The 19,783-nt window shown below is 71.0% G+C and carries 17 protein-coding genes and 1 riboswitch; of the genes, 5 read left to right on the top strand and 12 right to left on the bottom strand.

What is annotated here, in order from left to right; all coding sequences use genetic code 11:
* The first annotated feature begins 12 nt into the window (after positions 1-12).
* Positions 13-735 (top strand): copper homeostasis protein CutC, encoded by a 723-nt coding sequence (locus tag I3V78_RS24345; RefSeq protein ID WP_204490830.1) that lies wholly within the window; start codon positions 13-15, stop codon positions 733-735.
* An 8-nt stretch (positions 736-743) separates the two neighbouring features.
* Here the strand turns inward: I3V78_RS24345 and I3V78_RS24340 are convergent, their stop codons facing one another.
* The 3 genes from I3V78_RS24340 to I3V78_RS24330 form a co-directional block, all read right to left on the bottom strand.
* Entirely contained in the window at positions 744-1,481 is a 738-nt protein-coding gene (locus I3V78_RS24340; protein WP_204490829.1) for an SDR family oxidoreductase, read from the bottom strand.
* A gap of 6 nt (positions 1,482-1,487) precedes the next feature.
* The gene (locus tag I3V78_RS24335) at positions 1,488-2,060 is read right to left on the bottom strand and encodes a DUF3060 domain-containing protein (protein WP_204490828.1); all 573 of its coding nucleotides are present in this window, start codon (positions 2,058-2,060) and stop codon (positions 1,488-1,490) included.
* 210 nt (positions 2,061-2,270) lie between these two features.
* Positions 2,271-3,002 carry a class I SAM-dependent methyltransferase gene (locus tag I3V78_RS24330; protein ID WP_204490827.1) on the bottom strand — a complete coding sequence of 244 codons (732 nt, stop codon included), beginning with the start codon at positions 3,000-3,002 and terminating at the stop codon, positions 2,271-2,273.
* Positions 3,003-3,075: 73 nt separating this feature from the next.
* Between I3V78_RS24330 and I3V78_RS24325 the strand changes: the two genes are divergently transcribed.
* Complete coding sequence (locus tag I3V78_RS24325; RefSeq protein ID WP_239576566.1) at positions 3,076-4,272, top strand: methyltransferase; 1,197 nt, start codon at positions 3,076-3,078, stop codon at positions 4,270-4,272.
* A gap of 9 nt (positions 4,273-4,281) precedes the next feature.
* On the opposite strand, the gene I3V78_RS24320 is transcribed toward I3V78_RS24325, so the two are convergent.
* Positions 4,282-5,583, bottom strand: a complete 1,302-nt coding sequence (locus tag I3V78_RS24320) for a metal-dependent hydrolase family protein (protein ID WP_204490825.1) — start codon at positions 5,581-5,583, stop codon at positions 4,282-4,284.
* Positions 5,584-5,763: 180 nt separating this feature from the next.
* Here I3V78_RS24320 and I3V78_RS24315 point away from each other — a divergent pair, with 180 nt between their 5' ends.
* Complete coding sequence (locus I3V78_RS24315; protein ID WP_204490824.1) at positions 5,764-6,270, top strand: ML domain-containing protein; 507 nt, start codon at positions 5,764-5,766, stop codon at positions 6,268-6,270.
* Between the two features lie 138 nt (positions 6,271-6,408).
* Complete coding sequence (locus I3V78_RS24310; RefSeq protein ID WP_204490823.1) at positions 6,409-7,395, top strand: hypothetical protein; 987 nt, start codon at positions 6,409-6,411, stop codon at positions 7,393-7,395.
* A gap of 18 nt (positions 7,396-7,413) precedes the next feature.
* On the opposite strand, the gene I3V78_RS24305 is transcribed toward I3V78_RS24310, so the two are convergent.
* Entirely contained in the window at positions 7,414-9,906 is a 2,493-nt protein-coding gene (locus tag I3V78_RS24305) for a spermine/spermidine synthase domain-containing protein (RefSeq protein ID WP_204490822.1), read from the bottom strand.
* Between the two features lie 121 nt (positions 9,907-10,027).
* Between I3V78_RS24305 and I3V78_RS24300 the strand changes: the two genes are divergently transcribed.
* On the top strand, positions 10,028-10,510 hold the full coding sequence (locus I3V78_RS24300) for a DcrB-related protein (RefSeq protein ID WP_204490821.1): 483 nt from the start codon (positions 10,028-10,030) through the stop codon (positions 10,508-10,510).
* 12 nt (positions 10,511-10,522) lie between these two features.
* Here the strand turns inward: I3V78_RS24300 and I3V78_RS24295 are convergent, their stop codons facing one another.
* The 7 genes from I3V78_RS24295 to I3V78_RS24265 form a co-directional block, all read right to left on the bottom strand.
* Entirely contained in the window at positions 10,523-11,149 is a 627-nt protein-coding gene (locus tag I3V78_RS24295) for a trimeric intracellular cation channel family protein (RefSeq protein ID WP_204490820.1), read from the bottom strand.
* 65 nt (positions 11,150-11,214) lie between these two features.
* Positions 11,215-12,633: an adenosylhomocysteinase gene (ahcY, locus tag I3V78_RS24290; protein WP_204490819.1), complete on the bottom strand. Its 1,419-nt coding sequence runs from the start codon at positions 12,631-12,633 to the stop codon at positions 11,215-11,217.
* Between the two features lie 69 nt (positions 12,634-12,702).
* Positions 12,703-12,771: riboswitch (S-adenosyl-L-homocysteine riboswitch) on the bottom strand.
* 48 nt (positions 12,772-12,819) lie between these two features.
* Complete coding sequence (locus tag I3V78_RS24285) at positions 12,820-15,309, bottom strand: ATP-binding protein (RefSeq protein WP_338023736.1); 2,490 nt, start codon at positions 15,307-15,309, stop codon at positions 12,820-12,822.
* A gap of 186 nt (positions 15,310-15,495) precedes the next feature.
* Positions 15,496-16,041: a YbhB/YbcL family Raf kinase inhibitor-like protein gene (locus I3V78_RS24280; protein WP_239576565.1), complete on the bottom strand. Its 546-nt coding sequence runs from the start codon at positions 16,039-16,041 to the stop codon at positions 15,496-15,498.
* Between the two features lie 170 nt (positions 16,042-16,211).
* Entirely contained in the window at positions 16,212-18,017 is a 1,806-nt protein-coding gene (locus tag I3V78_RS24275) for a vWA domain-containing protein (RefSeq protein ID WP_239576563.1), read from the bottom strand.
* A 65-nt stretch (positions 18,018-18,082) separates the two neighbouring features.
* Complete coding sequence (locus I3V78_RS24270) at positions 18,083-19,183, bottom strand: heparan-alpha-glucosaminide N-acetyltransferase domain-containing protein (RefSeq protein ID WP_204490816.1); 1,101 nt, start codon at positions 19,181-19,183, stop codon at positions 18,083-18,085.
* A gap of 7 nt (positions 19,184-19,190) precedes the next feature.
* Positions 19,191-19,733: a DUF3105 domain-containing protein gene (locus I3V78_RS24265; protein WP_204496971.1), complete on the bottom strand. Its 543-nt coding sequence runs from the start codon at positions 19,731-19,733 to the stop codon at positions 19,191-19,193.
* Positions 19,734-19,783 lie beyond the last annotated feature (50 nt).

Raw genomic sequence — 19,783 nt, 5'->3', positions numbered from 1 at the left:
CTCCGCGCCGCCATGCCCCGAGCCCTGCTGGAAGTCTGCGCCTTCAATCTTCAATCCTGTCTCATCGCGGAGCGCGCGGGTGCCTTCCGCGTCGAGCTGTGCGACAACCCCATGGAGGGCGGCACCACGCCGAGTCACGGCACCCTCAAGCGGACCCGGGAGCGGGTCTCCCTCAAGCTGTACGCCATCCTGCGGCCCCGGGCCGGCAACTACCTCTACGACGACGACGAGCTGGCCATCCTCCGCGAGGACATCCGTGTCTGCCGGGAACTCGGCTGTGATGGCATCTCCATCGGCGCCCAGCTGAGAGACGGTCGCATCGACACCGAGCGCATGAAGCGCTTCGTCGAGTGGGCGGGCCCCATGGGCGTGACGTGCAACCGGGCCTTCGACGCGACGCCGGACATGTTCCAGGCCCTGGAGGACCTCATCGCGGCGGGGTGCGAGCGCATCCTCACCTCGGGCCAGGCGAGCGGCGCGCCCGAGGCGGGCAAGGTCCTGGGCGAGCTGGTGAAGGCCGCAGGAGAGCGCATCATCATCATGCCCGGGGCGGGCATCCGGGCCGACAACCTCGGCCGGCTGATGGAGGAGTCCGGCGCCCGCGAGTACCACGGCTCCTTCCGCCGACCCACGGCCAACGCCATGACGCACGCCAACCCCAACGTCCTCGACTTCGGCAACGTCTACCTGCCGGATGAACAGGAATTGGCGAGCGTCCTGGCCCAGATGGCGTAGGGCCGCGCTCAGTCCTGGGCCGTGGGCCGCACGACGATGTCGCCCACGTCCACCTCGGGCGGCTGTTCGATCGCGAAGGCCATGGCGCGGGCGATGGCCTCTGGGGAGATGGCGATGCGCTCCATCTTCTCGAGGACCGCGGCCTTCTGGGTGGGGTCCGTCATCGAGTCCGCGAACTCCGTCCGCACGAAGCCCGGGGAGATGTTCGTGACCCGGAGCTTGTCACCGGCCTCCTGACGCAGCGCCTCGGTGAGGGTGCGCACGGCGTTCTTCGTGGCCGCGTACACCCCCTGGCGCGGGACGATCCGCAGGCCCGCCGTGGACAGCGTGTTGATGAAGTGCCCGAAGCCCTGCGCGCGGAAGAGGGGCAGGGCCTCGGCGATGCCGTAGAGGACGCCCTTGAGGTTGACGTCGATCATCGCCTCCCAGTCCTCGACGCGCCGCTCGTCGAAGCCGGAGATGAGCCCGAGGCCCGCGTTGTTGATGAGCACGTCCAGGCGGCCATGGCGCTCGCGGGCCAGGTTCACCAGGGCCGCGACGTCGGCGCGCCGCGTGACGTCCGTGACGGCGAAGGCGCAATCGCCTCCCGCCTGGGAGATCCGCCCGGCGAGCGCCTCGAGACGATCCAGGCGGCGCGCGCCGAGGACGACCCGGGCGCCCCGGCGGGCGAGTAGCTGGGCCGCGGCCTCGCCAATCCCGCTGCTTGCCCCCGTGATGATGATGACCTTGCCGTCGATGTCGGACATGACCCGTTACCGTGCCTGATACACCTTGTTGTCCACGCCTTCGGTGGAGACCTTGGGCTTGCGGGCCGAGCCCACCGTGCGCTTCCAGATGACCTCGTTGCTCGTGCCTTCCACCGTCACCTGGCCCAGGGTGTTCACGCGCATCTTGTTGTCCGTGCCCTCCACCGTCACCTGGTCCACGGAGTTCACGCTGACCGTGTTGTCCGTGCCCTCCACGGAGATGCGCGCGCACCGGCCCTCGATGACGTACTCGTTCGAGGTGCCCTCGATCTTCACCTCGCCGCCGTCCTCGCACGTGACGTTCTGCTTCTGCCCCGTGCCGGACAAGTGGACCTGGGCGCCCGTCTTCCGCGACGTGCCTTCACCCCGGCGCGAGGACTCGCGGGGCGCGTCGACCTCGATCTGGGCGCCGGGCGAGCGCACGGAGACATCGCCCCCGGGGCCCACCTGCACCCCGCTGCTGCCCGTGCCGACCTTGACCTCGCCATTGCTCCCCACCTGGATGCCGCCCTGCGCACCCGCCGTCGCGCCAAGGCCCACCACCACGAGGAACGCCGCCGTCCGAATGCTCTTCACCATGGAATGACTCTCTTTGCTCGGGTTCGCCAAACAAGACGGAGGGAGTGAGCTGTGTATTCAAATCCCGTCCGGATGTCTGATTTGTTTAGCGCATCCCACCCTCCAGACAAGGCGCACGCGCGGTAAAGTGAGGTTTCACACACTGGAGCGCAACCCGAGGCGAGCGAAGAGGGCGGCATCCGCCTCCCGCTCGCACGGACAGCAGGCGAGCTACTTGCGACCGCTGAGCACCACGAGCAGGGGGTTGTCCTGGTAGTCCTTCCAGAAGTCCGCGCCAAAGCGCGCCAGGGCCTCGGCGGGCACCTCGAAGGGGTGCCAGCGCACGTCCTTGAAGCCGGCCTCCGCCATGACCGCCTCGTAGGTGGCGGCGGGCCAGCGCAGGTACTCGAAGGGCGCGGGCGGCTCGGTGAGGAAGACGGCCTGGACCACGTGGCGGCCCGCCTCGAACCGCTCGCTCGTCACCTCGAGGCCGTACTTCACCCAGCTCGACTTGTGCAGGTCGAAGCTCGGGTCGATGGTGAAGGCGAGGAAGCGCCCGCCGTCCGCGAGGTTGCGGTGCACGCTCCGGCACATGCTCAGCAAATCCTCCCGGGTCCGCGCGTAGTTGAGCAGGTAGACGGCCGTCACCACGTCGAACGTGCCCAATTCGGGCAGGTGCGTGGCGTCGCTGACCTGGTAGCGCACGCCCAGGGGGTGCTCCTGTTCGCGCCGCCGGGCCACGGCCACCATCTCCGGGGAGATGTCCACCCCCAGCACCTCGGCGGCGCCCCGCTGCTTGAGCAGGCGCGAGTAGTGTCCCGCGCCGCACGCCAGGTCCAGCACCCGCTGGCCGCGCAACGCCCCCAGCAGTTGAAGGAACGTGTGCTGCTCGGGAATGGGCAGGGGGGCGGTGTTCTTGAATTGCTCGTACTTGTCGCCGATGTGATCGTATTGCTCCGCCATGTCTCACGCTCCTGATGAGGTCCAGCACGCATTGTGCGTGAACCCGGACGCCGAACAACGTTGGGACAGCCGATTGGAAGCGCTCACGGCGCTCTTGCGGCCCTGGTCCGGGCTCTGGTCCCGCTCCATCCTCCAAAACTGGCCGGAGTCCGCGGCGGCCTATCCCGACGCGTGGCTGTCCTATGCGGAGTCCCTCGACGAGGCGGGAGAGCGGGCACTGGACGAGGGCGTGCCGCCCGGGGACCCGCCCGAGTCCCTGCGGACGCTCCTGGACGGGCTTCAGGCGCTCACGGCGCTGCCCTGGCATGAGGGCGTCCAGCCGCTGACGGTGACGGAGACCCAGGGGCTCAACGCCAAGAAGCGTCACGAGGTCGAGCGGGTGCTCGCGCTGCTCGGACCGCGCACGCGGGGCATCCGCGAGGCGGTCGACATCGGGGGGGGCATGGGGCACCTGGCCCGGCTCTGTGTGAAGCACTTCGACTGGATCTTCCACAGCATCGATCGCGACGCGGCCTTGCAGGACAAGGGGCGCGACTGGCTGAGACGGGCGCGGACCCCGGCGCGCGAGCCCCCGCGCTTCATCCACGCGTCGGTCGAGGACGGACCCCAGCCCGGGATTGATCCGTTGTTTTCCGGCCGGGAGCGGGCGTCACTGGGGCTGCACACGTGTGGACCGCTCGCGCTCGCGCAGATCCGCAAGAGCCAGGAGGCGGGCTTCCTCCTGAACTTCGGGTGCTGCTACGACACGATGGAGGTCGCGCGGGACCTTCCTGTCTCCCGCGTCGGCAAGGCCCACGCGCTGCCCTTCACGCAGCACGCCCTGTTCCTGGCGACGCGCAGCCGACACCACAAGAGCGAAGCGGAGTTCGCGCTGATGAAGCGGGTGTACGCGCACCGCTTCGCCTTCGAGCTCCTGGCGCGGCGGACCTTCCCCGAGCGCGGTTTCGTGCGGGCGGGAGATGCGCCCAAGGCGCTCTACACCGCGCCCTTCGCCGTCTACGCGCGCGACCGGCTGGAGCGGCTGGGATTGGACGCCCGCATGACGGCGCCCGAGCTGGAGGCCTTCGCGGCCTTCGTCCGTCCCGAGACGCGGCGCATCTTCCTCTGTCACCTGTTGAGGGATCGCTTCGCGCGGGCCCTGGAGGTCGTGATCCTGCTGGACCGCGCGCTCCTCCTGGAGGAGCTGGGCTTTCGCGTCGAGGTCCTCCAGGTGTTCGATCCGAGCCTCTCGCCTCGCAACGTCGCGCTCATCGCGTCGCGCGCGAGCTGAACGGAAGGCTCACGGGGTCGGCCGCCGGTGGAGGGCGCCGCCCTTCATGACGAAGCGCACCTGACGCAGGGTGGTGATGTCCCGGGTAGGGTCGCCCTCCACCGCGATGAGGTCCGCGAGCCATCCCGCCTTCACCTGACCGAGCCGCTCCTCCTGGTGGAGCATGCGGGCATTGCCGGACGTGGCCGCCTGGAGCGCGCGCACGGGCGTCAGGCCGTAGTCCACCATCAACACCAGCTCCCGTGCGTTGTCGCCGTGCGGGAAGACCCCCACGTCGCCGCCCGCGCACAGGGGCACGCCCGCGGCGAGGGCCGCGCGGAAGCTCGCGCGTTTGGCCTGGAGGGCGGGGGGCTCGGGCTCCGTGCCCTTCTTCCATCCGCCGTACTGGTGGATGGCGTCCCCCGCGGCGAGCGTGGGGCAGAAGTAGACGCCTCGCGCGGCCATGAGCTTGAAGACCTCGGGCGTGCCCTGATCGCCATGCTCGATGCTCTCCGCGCCCGCGAGCACGGCGCGGCGCATGCCCTCGGGGGTGCTCGCGTGCACCGCGACGGGGCGGCCTCCATCGCGTGCCGTCTGGACGATGAGCTTCAGCTCCTCGGCGGAGAAGGTGGGAAGGGCCTCGCCCCGGGGGCCCCAACGGTAGTCGCCGTAGACCTTGATCCAATCGGCGCCCCGGCCCATCTGCCCACGCACGGCGCGCACGAGCCCGTCGATGCCATCGGCCTCCTCGGCGCCCTGGGGCACGTGCCACTCGGGCGCGAAGCCCTTGGGACCGTAGCTGCCGGTGGCGACGAGCGCGCGGGTGGTGGTGAAGATCCGGGGCCCCGGGATGATGCCTTGCTGGATGGCCTGCTTGAGCCCCACGTCGGCGTCGGCCGCGCCCTCGGTGCCCAACTCCCGCACGGTGGTGAAGCCCGCGAGCAGGGTGTCCCGGGCGTGGTTGGTGGCGCGGGCCACGCGCAGCGCGAGTGATTCCCGCAGCACTTGATCATTCCAGTTCGCCTCGTTGTAGGGATGGAGGAACAGGTGCGAGTGTCCCTCGATGAGTCCGGGCAAGAGGGTGGTGCCGGGCAGGTCGATGATCTCCGCGTCCGGAGGCACCGCCACCTGGGCCGCGCCGCCCACGGCGACGATCCGCTCCCCGCGCACGAGCACGACCCCGCCTTCCTGGGCCTGGGCGGAGACCCCATCGAACACCCGCGCGGGCCGCAGCAGGTAGGCGCGGGGCGAGGCGGAGGCGGACGGCTGCGCGCGGGCCACAGACGGCGAGGCGCCCAGCAACAGGACGAGCAGCGGAAGCGGGAATCGCATGCGGCCAACATATGCCAGTGCGTGGAGCCGGGGCTTCATCGCTATTCGTGAAAGGCCCGAGCGCGAAGCGATCAGATCTCATCACCGGAGCGGCGCGCATGCCTTGCCGCCGCGCGAGGGCGTGCTCACCGTGCGGCCGTTGTCGAGCCGCGCGACGGCTCCGACCCGGAGCACATACACATGGCTTTCTTCCGCATCCGCACGTCCGTTGGGCTGAGTGTCCTCTCGGCGCTGTGCCTCACCTCCACCGCCGCGCTCGCGCGCGACGTGTCGTTCTCGGATTGTGGTCAGGGCGAGGTGAAGGCGGTGCGGGTGGAGAATTGCGGTGACGGCGCGTGCTCGGTGGCGAGCGGCTCGGCGGTGCAGGTGGACATCGACTTCGTGTCGAGCGTGGACGTGCGCGCGCCGGTGCTGGAGGGGCAGGTGGACGTGTCGGGCCTGCTCGTGTCGCTGCCCGGGGTCGAGACGGATGGCTGCAAGTCCACGCAATGCCCGGTGCGCTCGGGCGGGAAGACCTCGGTGCACCTGGAAGTCTCCCTGAGCGAGGTTTCCGCGTCCTTGCCGCCCCAGGCCCGCGAGACGGTGTCCTCGGCGCGGCCCGAGATGCACGTGCGCGTCGTCTCGCCCTCCGGCGAGCCCCTGGCGTGCGTGCGCATCCCGTTCAAACTGGTCCCGGAAATGTCGTGAGCGTGCATTGAATATCAACCACTCCCCCGCGTCGGGATGTGCACTCCGCGACGGACACCGATGGGCACTTGCCCGGGTGAGCCGTCTCGGGTTTTCCGACTGAAGGTCCCGGCCACGCGCCGGGGGGAGCGGGTCATCATGCGGTCTCGTTTGTTTTCCCTGTTGGCGATGTCGTGGCTGTGTGTGGCGTGCGGTGACCCCGAGGAGACCGGCGAGGAGCAGAAGCCGAACCCGGAGGACACCCAGCCCAAGGGCCCCGGCACGGACGCGATGAACGGCTTCCAGAAGGGGTCGCTCGCCAACGCCGAGGACGCGGCGTACTGGGCGCGCATGGGCAGCGCGCCGAACATCTATGTCGTCACGCTGGGGCCGTCCCTGCTCAACGCCGGCGATGCCGACGGCACCTGCCCGGTCAAGACGACGGTCGATGAACTGACCAAGCGCGTGGTGGGCAACTGCACCGACAAGGACGGCGTGGAGTGGGTGGGCTCGGCGGAAGAGAAGTCGAGCTTCACGGGCCTCACCACCACGTACTCGGGCTTTGGCACCGTGCAGAACCGCGTCTGCGAGGGCAAGACGGCCAAGGAGCGCACCGCCTTCACCGGCACGGTCGTCATGGGAATCACCGGGCCGACGTCGGCGACCCCCACGCAGACGTTCACCGTCAACCTCGTCCTCGAGAAGGTCGCGGCCGATTCGGAGACGTGCACGGAGACGGGCCTCACGACCGCGGTGGAGTACAAGGGGTCGGTGGTCGGCTCGCCCTCGTCCGGGACCTCCGAGTCCGGGCCCACGACGTGGAACGGCGCGGGGCGCATCGGCACCTCCAAGGCGGGCTTCATCTCCGTGGAGACGAAGGACGAGGTGATGAACTCCAAGGTGTGCTCCGGCGAGGCGGCCTCCGGCAAGACCCTGCTCTCCTCGGACAAGAACGCGGTGGAGATCACCTACGACGGCGCGACGGACTGCGCGGACTCGTCCACCGTGCAGTGGAGCCTGAACGGGGCGGCGCAGGGCAAGCTGGAGGGCATCATGTGCTCGGCCGCCAACGGCCCCACCGCGGCCTTCTGGGGCGCGGCGCTCTTCGGCGCCCTGGGCCTCATGCGCCGCCGCGCCCGGAACTGAAGTCCTCGGGCGGCCCGCTCACGGCGGGGAGGGGAGCGCGAACTCGGCCCGGGAGAGGAACGACTCCTGGGCGTAGAGGCGCTTGAGCTCACCGGTGTAGGCGGGCAGCCGGGGATCCGCGCAGTCGGTGCACCACGTGGCGAGCTCCTCCGGGGCGAAGAGTCCCGGGGGCATGCGCCGCGGGGTGCCCGTGGACGCCATGCTGTACTCGGTGATGGGCCAGTCGTCGGTGACAGGGGCCACGTCCCGGGCCAGCGCCCGCAGCGCCCGCGTGGAGGCGGCGAAGAGGCCCGCGTACTCCACGGGCGAGCCCATCCACAGGCGCGAGAGGTCCGCCTTCACCTCGGGGCGTGACTCCAGGCGGCGCCACACGTCGGCGAGGTGGAGCTGGTTGTCGCCGCCGTTGCTGCCCACGAGGATGAGCTCCGCGCCGTAGCCGGCCAGCAGCACCGCGTCCGGGAACACGTCCAGGAAGGCGCGCACCATGGCGCGCGTGGTGTGCTCGGGCACCTGATAGGCCGGCAGCCACTGGGTGGCGTAGCCCCCGCGCGCGAGCCGGCTCCGGGCCAGGGCGTAGAACTCCCGCGAGTAGAGCGCGCCCACGCCCGCGAAGGCGATGGGGGGCGGCTCCAGCGTGAGCAGGTCGTACGAGCCCTCGGGCTTCATGCGCAGGTGCTGGCGGCCGTCGTTGACGTGCACGGTGACGCGCGGATCCTCGAGCACGTGGTGGTTGGTGGCGGCGAAGTAGTTCGCGTGCGACAGGACGTTGCGCGACAGGTCCATCACGTCGATGGACGTCACGGAGGGGTGCAGCGACGCGGCGTGCACGGTGTTGCCCGCGCCGAAGCAGATGACGCCCACGTGCCGGGGCGCGTCCTGCTGCAACAGGGGCACGTGCGCCATGGCGCGCATGTAGCGCTGCGCGGTGGGCTCGTTGCCCGCCATGCTGTGGCCATTGGTGTAGAGGGCGCGGCCCAGGCCCTCCACCTCGGCGATGAGCACGGTCTCGTTGGGGCCCTCGCTGGTGGCGAGCACCCGCACCGGCTCCACGTCGACGATGGGGAAGCCCTGGCGCAAGAGCTTGTCCGGGGCCTGGGCGTTCCACCCGAGCAGGGCCAGCGCGCACCCGGCGAGCAGCGTGGGCACGCGCCGCCGGGACAGGCCGCTGTCGGGCAGGGGCAGGGCCGCCGCGGCCAGGGGCAAGAGGGCCAGGGTCGTCAGCGCCGCCAACAGGCCCATGCCGCGCTGCATGCCGAGCGCGGGCAGCAGGACGAAGCCCGTTGTGAGCGAGCCCAGCACCGCGCCCGCGGTGTTCCACAGGTAGAGGCCGCCCGCGCGGCCACCCACCGTGGCGCTGGCGCGCTGCACCAGGGCGTTGGCCAGGGGGAAGGTCATGCCCATGAGCACCGAGGGCAGCCCCACGGCGGACACCATGGGCATGAGCAGGAAGAGGTGCTCGGCGAGCCGCGAGGGGGGGCCTCCGTGGCCGAGCGCCCGCTCGCTGTCGCGCACCGCCATCACGTCCAGCGAGGCCAGCAGGCCCAGGCTGGTGAGCACGAGCAGCGTGAGCACCGAGCCCAGCAGCAGGGCGGGGCGGCCCAGGCGCCGCACGAGGCCCCCGGCGAGCGTGGCGCCCAGCCACATGCACACGAGGATGACGGTGAGCAGCAGCGAGAAGACGCTGCGAAAGCCGCCCAGGAGCGTGGAGTAGTAGCGAAACCACAGCATCTCCATGCCCATGGAGGCGAAGCCGGACAGCGCGAGCGTCAGGCCCGTCAGGTGCACGAGCCGGGCGCCCTCCGCGGACGCGGGCCCGGGTTCCGGGGACGGCGCGGGGGCGGGCGACGGCGGCGCGGCGGGGGCCACCTGGCGCAGCACGAGGAGCGCGCACAGGCCCACGACCGTGTTGAGGGCCACCGCGAGCACCTGGGTGCCCCGCACGCCGAGCGCCGGGATGAGGGCGAGGTCGGTGAGGAACGCGCCCAGGGCGGCGCCCGCGGTGTTGACGCCATAGAGCGCGCCCACGTGCCAGCCCGCGGCGGAGACGTGCGCGCCCACCTGGTGGCGGATGAGCAGGGTGAGGGTGCCGCCCATCAGCAGGGTGATGGGGCCGAGCAGCACGATCGCCAGCAGGTAGCGCCAGGCCTGGGAGGCCCCGGAGAGCACGAGCCAGCCCCGCGCGTCGGGGGTGTACGCGGAGAGCGCGCCCGAGGCCTGTCCCACCAGGGGCAGCGCGAGCGCCACCAGCAGGCCGAGCCCCGCGATCCCCAGCTCCACCCGGGCATACAGGCGCAGGGGCGCGGCGGCGTCCCGGGCATGGAGCCGGTCCGCCAGGCGCCCGGCGATCCACCCCCCCACGCCCAGCCCGCACATGAAGATGGCGGTGACGACGGCGGCGGACCAGACGGTGTTGCCGAAGAGGTTGCCGAACTGGCGGACCCACACCACCTGGTAGACGAGTCCGCTGACGCCGGAGAGGAAGAACAGGAGGTAGAGCAGGGGCGCGCGCATGCGGGCGCGAGGCTACTCCGTGCCCCGAAGCCAGGACCATCCTCGTCTTGGCGGTTGGAGGGGGGACGTGCGGACGTGCCCCACGTGGAGTCGCTCGCCGGGCCTGACATAGACTCCGCCCATGAGTGCTTCCCACGTCATCCGTCACGGCGCCCTGGTGCTGTCCCTCCCCCCGGGCTGGTTCGACGCGAGCCAGGTGGTGGCGGTCGGCCCCGAGGACAACGGCTTTCGCGCGAACGTGGTGGTGTCGGTCGAGCCCGCCCAGCCCGGCGAGACGTTGACGCAGTTCGCCGCGCGCTCGCTGGTGGCGCTGCGCGGGACCCAGGACATCACCCTCGTGGACGAGCGGCAGGCGACCTTCGGCGCCCACCAGGGCATGCTGCGCGAGTACACCTTCACCCTGCGGGGCGTGAAGCTCGCCCAGCTCGGTTTCACCGTGGTGAAGGAGCAGGTGGGCTACACCTTCACCTATACCCAGCGGCCCGAGCGGCTGGCCGAGACGCGGGGCGTGGCCGAGACGTTCTTCGCCTCCGCGCGCCTGGAGAGCGCGGCGCCCGCGCCCGGCGCACCGCCGTCCGGCTCGGGGCTCGACTCCCTCTGGTGACGGGCCTCGCCCTCAACCCCGGTAGAGGGGCAGGGACAGCCCGCGCGCGATGGCCAGGGCGCGCAGGCCAAAGCCCGCGAGGGCCGCGAGCGCGGAGGCCTCCAGGGGAGGAAGGCCGAGCTGCCGCAGGCCCACGAACAGCGAGGCGGCGAGCGCGGCCGCGGTGACGTAGATCTCCGGGCGCAGCAGGATGGAGGGCTGGCCCGCGAGCACGTCGCGCAGGATGCCGCCCACGCACGCGGTGACGACGCCCATCACCATGGCGGACAGCGCGGGGATGCCGTGGCCGAGCGCCTTGGCGGCGCCGAAGACGGCGTAGGCGGCCAGCCCGAGGGCATCGAACCAGTCGAGCGCCTTGCCTCGCCACCAGCGCGCGGGGGTGCACCACACGAGCACCGCCATGCCCAGCCCCACGGCCATGACACGCGGCTCGTGCATCCAGAACACGGGCACGCCCAGGAGCAAGTCCCTCACCGTGCCGCCCCCCGTGCTGGTGATGAGGGCGAAGAAGGCGAAGGTGACCAGGTTCTGCTGCAACCGGGCGGCGGCGAGCGCGCCGGAGATGGCGAACACGGCGATGCCGGCGATGTCCAGCCAGAGCAGCGCGGGGGTGAAGTGGGAGAGGGAGGGCAGGTCCATGACGACGAACCGCGCCTCCCCCTGGGCAGGAGGAGGCGCGGCGGGGTGCGACGAGGCGTGGGGGACTAGTAGCGGTAGTGGTCGCTCTTGTACGGACCCTCTTGGGTCACGCCGATGTACTTGGCCTGCTCGGCGCTGAGCTCGGTGAGCTCCGCGCCCAGCTTGGTGAGCTGCAGGCGGGCCACCTTCTCGTCCAGGTGCCGCGGCAGCATGTACACGCCCGGCTTGTAGTGGCCCGGCTTGGTGAAGATCTCGATCTGCGCGAGCACCTGGTTGGCGAACGAGGAGCTCATCACGTAGCTGGGGTGGCCGGTGCCGCAGCCCAGGTTCACCAGCCGGCCCTCGGCCAGCAGGATGATGCGCTTCTTGTCCGGGAAGATGATGTGGTCGACCTGGGGCTTGATGTTGTCCCACGTGTACTGCTTGAGGCTCGCCACATCGATCTCGTTGTCGAAGTGGCCGATGTTGCACACGATGGCGTTGTTCTTCATCCGCTTCATGTGCTCGTGGGTGATGACCTGGAAGTTGCCCGTGGCGGACACGAAGATGTCCGCCTTGTCCGCGGCGTACTCCATGGTGACGACGCGGTAGCCTTCCATGGCCGCCTGCAGCGCGCAGATGGGATCGATCTCGGTGACCCACACCTGGGCCTGCAGCCCGCGCAGCGCCTGGGCCGAGCCCTTGCCCACCTCACCGTAGCCGCACACCACGGCCACCTTGCCGGCGATCATCACGTCCGTGGCGCGCTTGATGGCGTCCACCAGCGACTCGCGGCAGCCGTAGATGTTGTCGAACTTGGACTTGGTGACCGAGTCGTTGACGTTGATGGCGGGGAACTTGAGCCGCCCCTCCTTGGCCATCTGGTACAGGCGGTGCACGCCCGTGGTGGTCTCCTCGGTGACGCCCTGGATGTTGGCGAGCGTCTTGGAGTACCAGCCGGGCTGGGTGGCCAGGCGCTTGCGGATGGCGGTGAAGAGGATGGTCTCCTCCTCGCTGCCGGGCTTGGCGAGCACGGAGATGTCCTTCTCCGCGTTGGCGCCCAGGTGCAGCAGGAGCGTGGCGTCGCCGCCGTCATCGAGGATCATGTTGGGCGTGCCGCCGTCGGCCCACTCGAAGATGCGGTGCGTGTAGTCCCAGTACTGCTCGAGCGTCTCGCCCTTGAAGGCGAACACGGGGGTGCCCCCGGCGGCGATCGCCGCGGCGGCATGGTCCTGGGTGGAGAAGATGTTGCACGAGGCCCAACGCACCTCGGCGCCCAGCGCCTCGAGCGTCTGGATGAGCACCGCCGTCTGGATGGTCATGTGCAGCGAGCCCGCGATGCGCGCGCCCTTGAGGGGCTGCTGCCTGGCGTACTCGTCGCGGATGGCCATCAGACCGGGCATCTCGGTCTCGGCGATCGCGATCTCCTTGCGGCCCCACTCGGACAGCTTGATGTCGGCGACCTTGTAGTCGGTGAAGGTGTTCAAATCGACGGCTGCGCGCATGTGGTGCTCCAGGTGGCGGGGGCTGGGAGCGGGACGGGGTGTGCTCGCGTCCCGGGCCTTGTCGCCACGGGTCAGCGAGCGCCGTTACGGAAAACCTGAGCCTGGCGGGGGGGCCCCGTTGCAGCGCTCCTCAGGATGCGCGCACCCTAACCCAAGCCCGGTGGTCCTCGCCAGGGAATCGCGCACTCAGACGGGCGCGGGGGGCGTGTCCCGTGGCAGGAAGACCGAGAAGCGCGTGCCCTTGCCGGGCCCCTCGCTGCGCGCCTGGATGCGCCCCCCGTGCCGCTCGACGATCTCCTGGCAGATGGCCAGGCCCAGCCCCAGGCCGCCCGCGTGGTGCTCGGAGGCGTTCTGGGCCCGGAAGAAGGGCTCGAACAGGTGCGCCAGGCCCTCGGCGGGCACGCCAATGCCCTGATCCTCCACCTCCAGGAGGACGCCGTCCGCCTCGGGGACGAGGCGCACCTGGATGGGCGTGTCGGGGGGCGAGTAGCGCACCGCGTTCTCCACCAGGTTGGTCAGCAGCTGGTCGAGCCGCTGCTCGTCCCAGGTGCCGCGCAGGGGCGCCTCGGGCAGGTCCAGGGAGATGGGCGCGGTGCGCTCGCTGCGGGCATGGGCGATGCGGTCGACGACCTCTTGCGCCAGGGCGCTCAGGTCCATGGGCTCCGGGCGTAGGGCGAAGCGTCCGGACTGCATCCGGGACACGTCCAGCATGTCGCCGATGAGCCGGGTGAGCCGGTCCACCTGACGCCGCAGCCGCTCCAGGGTGGAGCGCTGCTTCTCGGCGGACACCTCCTGGGGAAGCAGGGCCTGGCGCTGCATCAGCTCGATGGTGGCCTTCAGGGGGGTCAGGGGCGTGCGCAGCTCGTGGCTGGCCATGGACAGGAATTGATCCCGGCTGGAGATGGCCTCGCGCAGTTCCTTCTGGGTGTGCTCGATGCGCGCCGCCATCTCGTTGAAGCCCAGGGTGACCTCCGCCAGCTCGTCATCCCCCTGGGCGGGGATGCGCTGCTCGAGCGACAGGCTGCCCAGCGCCGCGATGCCGTCCCGGAGCGCCTGGAGGCGCCGGGTCACGTCCCGGCCCACCCAGCGCGACAGCCAGAGCGCGATCGCGCCCGCGCCCAGGGCGATGAACACCACCAGGGCGCTCAGCCGGGTCACGGGCGCGAAGGCCAGGCTCAAGGGCGCGGTGACCACCACCGTCCACGGCGTGTCGGGCACCTGGGCATGCGCCACCAGCAGCCGCCCGCCGTCCGGATCGGACGTCTCGATGAAGCCCTCCGGGTCGGACAGGGTGGTCGCCTCGACGAGCGCGAGGATGGGCGCGCGCGTGAGCATCCGCCCCCGCTCGCTCTCGCGCAGCAGCATGCCGTCGCGGCGGTCGAAGATCTCCACGTGGTAGTCGCGCGAGGCCCGCGTGGGCGCGCGGCTGAGCCGCGACAGGGACATGCCCGCCACCATGATGTCGTGTCGTCCCTCCTCCAGGGGCACGGGCGCGCTGAAGGCGACCAGGGGCCGCTGCCTGGCGCTGAGGAAGGGGCGCGACAGGTAGACTTGGCCCTCGTCCTGGCCATGGCGGAAGTAGTCGCGGTGCGAGAAGTCCCCCGTCACGCCGCCCTCCGTGGCGTTCAGCAGGGACTGGCCCTGGCCATCGAGCACCCAGGAGGCCTCGAAGGGGCTCGGGTCCAGGCGCAGCAGGTCCAACCGGGCCCGCAGCGCCTGACGGTCGCCGCCGCGGAGCACGGCGCGCAGCAGCGGATCCCGCGACTGGCTCAGCACCAGGAAGCGCGCCATGGTCGCGGTCTGCTCCAGCCAGGCGACCTCGGCCGCCACCGCCTGACGGGCCTTGTCCCGCAGCTCGCGCTCGATGGCCCGCTGCGCCACCGCGGAGGCCAGGCCACCCACGGCGAGGATGGGCAACACGGACGCGAGCGCCACGCCGCGAAACAGTCGCCACCCCACGGTGGAGGTCTCCACCCGGCGCGCGTACAGCAGCAGGCCACAGCCCAGGGTGATGACGCTGTAGAGCGCCAGGCCCGTCCAGGTCGCGCGCCAGCCCGTCACCAGGGCCAGCTGCCCGAACATCAGGATCATCAGCCCCACCGCCCGCCGGGCCCACGTGCGCGAGCGCCGGACGAGGGCCAGCGCCAACAGGGCCCCCACGCCGAGGAAGAGCACCCCCAGGGGCCGGGCCACCTCCCGGTAGGGCTCCCAGAGGCTGGGCCCGAGCAGCGTGGGGTCCACGAGGATGAAGCCCCCGAACGCCAGGGCCGTGACCGCCAGGAACTCGGCGAAGAGGCCCCGGTGGCGCCAGCGGGGCAGGGACTCCAGCACCATGACCACGATCATCAGCGGGTAGATGACCGCGCCGGTGATGCCGCCCGAGAGGATCGTGGCGCCCCACCAGTACAGGACGAGCGCCCCGATGAACACCAGGCGCCCGAGCGCCCCGATCCACGACCGCCAGGCCGGGTAGAGCAGGGCGGCGAGCAGGGTCGCCGAGCCCAGCATGAACGCCAGCCCCAGCAGCCGGATGTAGGGGTAGATGAGGCGGAAGATGCTCGTGCCGAACTCGTACGGCACGTACACCATCATGATGCCGTTGAGCAGACCGAAGGCGGCGGCGATCCACTCGACGCGGATGGGCTTGAGGACCTCTGGTGTTGCCTCGTCGGCCACTCCCTGACTCCCAGGCGGTGGAATCGCGTGCTGGTGGCATCGGCCACCCACGGGACTCCCGCGTGAAGCCTTCCATAGCAGCCTTGATGCCACTGCACCCGGTCCATCGACGCGTCACGCAGTGAACCCCTCCCGTCCCACCTTCCCGAAAAAAACCGCCCGGGCTGGTGGGGGGCGTACGTGGAGTCAGTGCGCGTGTTCTCGCGAGTAGGTGCCCACCAGCTCGCCGAAGCCCACCACGTGCCCGCGCATGCGCCGCAGGAGCGCGGAGCGTCCCGGGTGGGAGCCCAGCCGCAGCTCACGGTCCAGGGCGAAGATCTGGAAGTGGTAGTGGTGGGCCTGGTCTCCCCGGGGGGGCGCGCAGCCCACCCAGCCCGTGCGCAGCAGGGAGTTGCGACCCGACTCCACGGTGGACGTTCCCGGACGGAGCATGAAGCCCAGGGTGCGGACATCCGGGGACATCAGGGAGATCCAATGCACGAAGGGCTGGGGCGTGGGGGCATCGGGATCCTCCACGAGCAGCACGAGCGAGCGGGTGCCCTTGGGAACGTCCTGCCACTGGAGGGGCGGGGTGAGCTCCTCCCCATCGGCGGTGTAGCGCACCGGGATGGCGCCCCCCTGGTTGAAGGCCACGGAATCCAGGGGGATGTAGGGCAGGCCCTCCCGGACGCCCAGCCGGACCGAGGCGAGCCGCTCATTTCCCGCCCGGACCGGGGAACGACCGCCGAGCAAGAGGTGGGGTACTCCCGAGACGAGTGCGCGGAACGTATGTCCTAGGTCCATGGTCTGTGTCCTCCCCGGACAACTTGGGGATTCACAGGGTCCTTCCGCAGCGAGGAAGGGGGCTCGGGGTCGCCTTCCTGGCTGCTGGTGGGGACGTCCGGGGCCCGCGCGGGGAGCCTTCAGCGCGACTCGTTGGCGACGGCGTTGGGCAGCAGGCTCCGGGCCCGCGTGAGCAGCCGGGTGAACTCCACCCGATCGGACTGGCCGTCGGTGGCCCCCTCGGCGAGCTTCTGCACCGTGGCGAGGTTCCAGCGCTGGGCATCGGCGCCACCGCGCAGCACGTCCGCCGTGGCCGCCACCGCGAGCGCGAAGCGGAAGTCGGACGAGGCCGCGTCGAGCGAGGCCTTCATGTGGCGCGACTCGAGGGGGAAGGCCTGCTCGGAGGCCTCGGTGCCCGTGGGCGTCTTGGCGCGGATGCGCACCGTGCCCAGGGCCGCCTGGGGGTCGCTCCACTCCACCTCGTAGAGGGCGGTGACGCTGTGGCCCGCGCCGATCTCGCCCGCGTCCACCTTGTCGTCGCGGAAGTCCCGGTCGGCGATGTCGCGGTTCTCGTAGCCCACCAGCCGGTAGCGGCGCACCGCCTTGGGATCGAACTCCACCTGCACCTTCACGTCCTTGGCGATGACCTCCAGGGTGCCGGTGAGCTGCTGCTCGAAGACCTTCTTCGCCTCCTTGTAGCTGTCGATGTAGAAGCAGTTGCCGTTGCCCTTGTCGGCCAGCTTCTCCATCAGGTCATCGCGGTAGTTGCCCATGCCGAAGCCGATGGTCGACAGCGTGACGCCCTCCTTCACGTAGCCCTGGATGCTCTCGAGCAGCGCGTCCGCGGAGACGCGGGGGCCGATGTTGGCGTCACCATCCGTGAGCACCACCACGCGCGACACCACGCTGCCCGAGGCCTTCTTCACCGCGTGCTTGTAGGCGAGCTCCATGCCCGAGCCCATGGCGGTGCCGCCCCCGGCCTCCAGCCCGTCGATGGCCTGGTAGATGCGCTCGATGTCGGTGGCGGGCGTGGGCGTGAGCACCTCGCGCGTGCTGCCCGCGTAGGTGACGAGCGCCACGGTGTCGTTCTCGTTGAGGTTCTTCACCGCGATCTTCATCGCCTCCTTGGCCAGGGGCAGCTTGTCCGGCTGGTGCATGGAGCCGCTGGTGTCCACCAGGAAGACCAGGTGCGCGGGCTTGCGCTGCGAGCGGGAGACCACCTTGCCCTGAACGCCCACGCGCACGAAGTGGCGGTTGCCGCCGAAGGGCGAGGGCGCGCCTTCCAGGTGCACCGTGAAGGCGCCGCGCTCGGGCGGGGTGTAGCGGTACTTGAAGTAGTTGACGAACTCCTCCACGCGCACGGCGCCATGGGGCGGCAGGGCGTTCTGGTTCAGGTAGCGGCGCGCCATCGTGTACGACGCCGTGTCCACGTCCACCGCGAAGGTGGAGAAGCGATCCGCGGCCGTGTCCGTGAAGGCGTTGGCCGCGTGCTCGGTGAAGCGGTTGCCCTGGGTGGACGGCTCCGCCGGGGGCGCCATGGCGGGGGCCTCGCGCTTGGCGGGCGCGCTCACCGCGCCGATCGAGGCCGCGCCTTCCTCGGCCTCGAGCGCGACGCCCGGGGCCCGGCCGCGGCTCTCCTTGGCCAGGCGTGCGGACTTCTGGGCATCGGCCACCTTCTCCTCGGGGCGGGTCCGCGTGGGGGCCGGGGGCGGCGCCGACGGAGGCGGCGGCGGCGCGAGCGGCTCCGGGGCCGAGCGGTCCACCAGCGGGCTCGCCTCATTGGCCTTGGAATCGCTCACGCTCTTGGTGGCCTGGGGGATCGCCGCGGTGCTCGTGGCGGGGGCCTGCTTCGACGTGCTGCATCCGGACACGAGACCCAGCACGAGGGCGGTACCACTCCAGCGGGTCAGGCGGTTCAGCTTGGACGAGGACGAGAACGGGAACAAGGCGCGCGCTCCGGAAGGCATCGAGGTGGAATGAGCCCTGGAAACGCGCCACCTGTGTTTTGGATCTACCGGGGGCTCGCGATTTTTCCGCCCGGGCCTCCGCCCGTGAGGCGGGACCACCCCCACGGCGGCCGGCGCGCGGTGTCCTGGAGCGCGTCGAACGCGCGGCACAGGCCATACGTGAGCAGGATGAGCGTCCCCGTCAGCACCGCGTACAGGCCCCAGCCGCAGCGGTTGCCCCACAAGGCCTCGAAGCACAGGCCGAAGACGCGGACGTAGAGCAGGGTGAGGTGGAAGACGTACGCGGACAGCGACGAGGTGCCGAAGGTCTCCAGGAAGCGCCGGAGCCGCGAGGGCGCGCCGCCCGGGACGACCCGGGACTCCAGCGCCACCAGCGCGAGCAGCCCGATGCAGACCCACATGGCGCGCTCGGCCGCGTTGGAGGGATTGGTGACGAAGAAGCGGTGCGCGGGATAGAGCGCCTGGAGGGGTTTGGCGGCGAGCCACCCGGCGCAGCCCAGGGCCCCGACGAACACCAGCGACCGCACGAGTCCACGCCGTCCCCGCTCGCCCGCCACGGCGCCCACGTACGTGCCCAGCCAGACGAAGCCCAACCACGGCAGCAGGGGGAACACGGCCCCCGTGCTCTTGTTGAGCGCGGTCGCCCAGGGGCCGCCCAGGGCCTCGCCCAGGGGGGACAGGAAGAAGGTGGTGAGCGCGAGCCCGAGCGTCACGCCCCGGAGCACCCGCGGCCGGGAGGCCAGCCCCGCGGTGACGGGCAGGGCGAGCAGCAGCGACAGGCCCACGCAGTGCAGGATGTCCATGCGCACCAGCCACCGGGGCTCGCGGAAGACGGGAAACCACATCCAGTTGACGAACGTGGCCACGCCGAGCACCTGCGCGATGCGGCGCAGGTTGCGTCCGAGGCGCTGGCCGAGCGAGCCCACCCCGGCGCCCCGCACGAGCAGCAGCGCGAGCGCGAAGCCCGCGGAGAACAGGAAGGCCGGGGCCACGAGCCCATCGAGCCGCAGCAACTGCCGGGTGATCGGGCCCTGGCGCAGGTCCGGGCGCAGCAGGACGAGGGCGTGACACTGGATCATCACCAGCACGCTCAGGCCCCGCAGCCAGTCGACGGCGCGGATGCGTTCGGAGGAGGGAGGCGTCACGGGCGTTTCACGGCGAGCAGGCGAGGCCGGGTTCGGGCGCGTCGGCGTCCTGCCAGCGCAACAGGCAGCGCAGGGCGGTGGGGTCCAGGGTGTCGCCGCTCCAGGAGCGACGCCAGAGCAGGGCGGCCACCCGCGTGGGCAGGCGCGAGTCCGGGGCCACGAGCGCCCGGACCACGCCATTGCCGCCCACGCGCGCCTCGTGCTGGAGTCCTTCCAGTCCGGCCACCAGCTCGGGGCATCCGTCCGGGCAGTTGTAGAGGAAGACGGCGTGGCCGTGCTCCAGGTTGTGCAGCCACACGCACCGGTTGGTCTCGGCGGTGTGCACCCGGCAGCCCAGGGTGTCCGAGCAGTGCTCGCCGCTGGTGGGCGGGTTCTGTCCGTCCCCGCATGCACTGCTGGAGCACGTCAGGTGCCGGGTGCTCGCGGGCACGGGCGCGAGGGCGAAGGCATAGGGCGCGCACTCGCCGTCGTCCGGAGCACTGGGGCCACAGGCGGAGAGTGCGCTCGACAGCAACAGCACGCGGAAACCACGCGAGGGCGACGACGTCACGGGGGCTGTCTTACCCCATCTGGCCGCGTATCCAAGAGTTGCATCCAGGG

The sequence above is a fragment of the Archangium primigenium genome (assembly GCF_016904885.1).
Taxonomy (GTDB): Bacteria; Myxococcota; Myxococcia; order Myxococcales; family Myxococcaceae; genus Cystobacter; species Cystobacter primigenius.
This window is presented reverse-complemented; position numbering and strand designations above follow the sequence as displayed.

Bases quoted from the DNA above. Each gene is read 5' to 3' on its own strand.
- I3V78_RS24330 (WP_204490827.1), bottom strand. From the start codon at position 3,002: ATGGCGGAGCAATACGATCACATCGGCGACAAGTACGAGCAATTCAAG.
- I3V78_RS24305 (WP_204490822.1), bottom strand. From the start codon at position 9,906: ATGCGCGCGCCCCTGCTCTACCTCCTGTTCTTCCTCTCCGGCGTCAGC.
- I3V78_RS24345 (WP_204490830.1), top strand. From the start codon at position 13: ATGCCCCGAGCCCTGCTGGAAGTCTGCGCCTTCAATCTTCAATCCTGT.
- I3V78_RS24335 (WP_204490828.1), bottom strand. From the start codon at position 2,060: ATGGTGAAGAGCATTCGGACGGCGGCGTTCCTCGTGGTGGTGGGCCTT.
- ahcY (WP_204490819.1), bottom strand. From the start codon at position 12,633: ATGCGCGCAGCCGTCGATTTGAACACCTTCACCGACTACAAGGTCGCC.
- I3V78_RS24320 (WP_204490825.1), bottom strand. From the start codon at position 5,583: ATGCGATTCCCGCTTCCGCTGCTCGTCCTGTTGCTGGGCGCCTCGCCG.
- I3V78_RS24315 (WP_204490824.1), top strand. From the start codon at position 5,764: ATGGCTTTCTTCCGCATCCGCACGTCCGTTGGGCTGAGTGTCCTCTCG.
- I3V78_RS24295 (WP_204490820.1), bottom strand. From the start codon at position 11,149: ATGGACCTGCCCTCCCTCTCCCACTTCACCCCCGCGCTGCTCTGGCTG.
- I3V78_RS24340 (WP_204490829.1), bottom strand. From the start codon at position 1,481: ATGTCCGACATCGACGGCAAGGTCATCATCATCACGGGGGCAAGCAGC.
- I3V78_RS24300 (WP_204490821.1), top strand. From the start codon at position 10,028: ATGAGTGCTTCCCACGTCATCCGTCACGGCGCCCTGGTGCTGTCCCTC.
- I3V78_RS24310 (WP_204490823.1), top strand. From the start codon at position 6,409: ATGCGGTCTCGTTTGTTTTCCCTGTTGGCGATGTCGTGGCTGTGTGTG.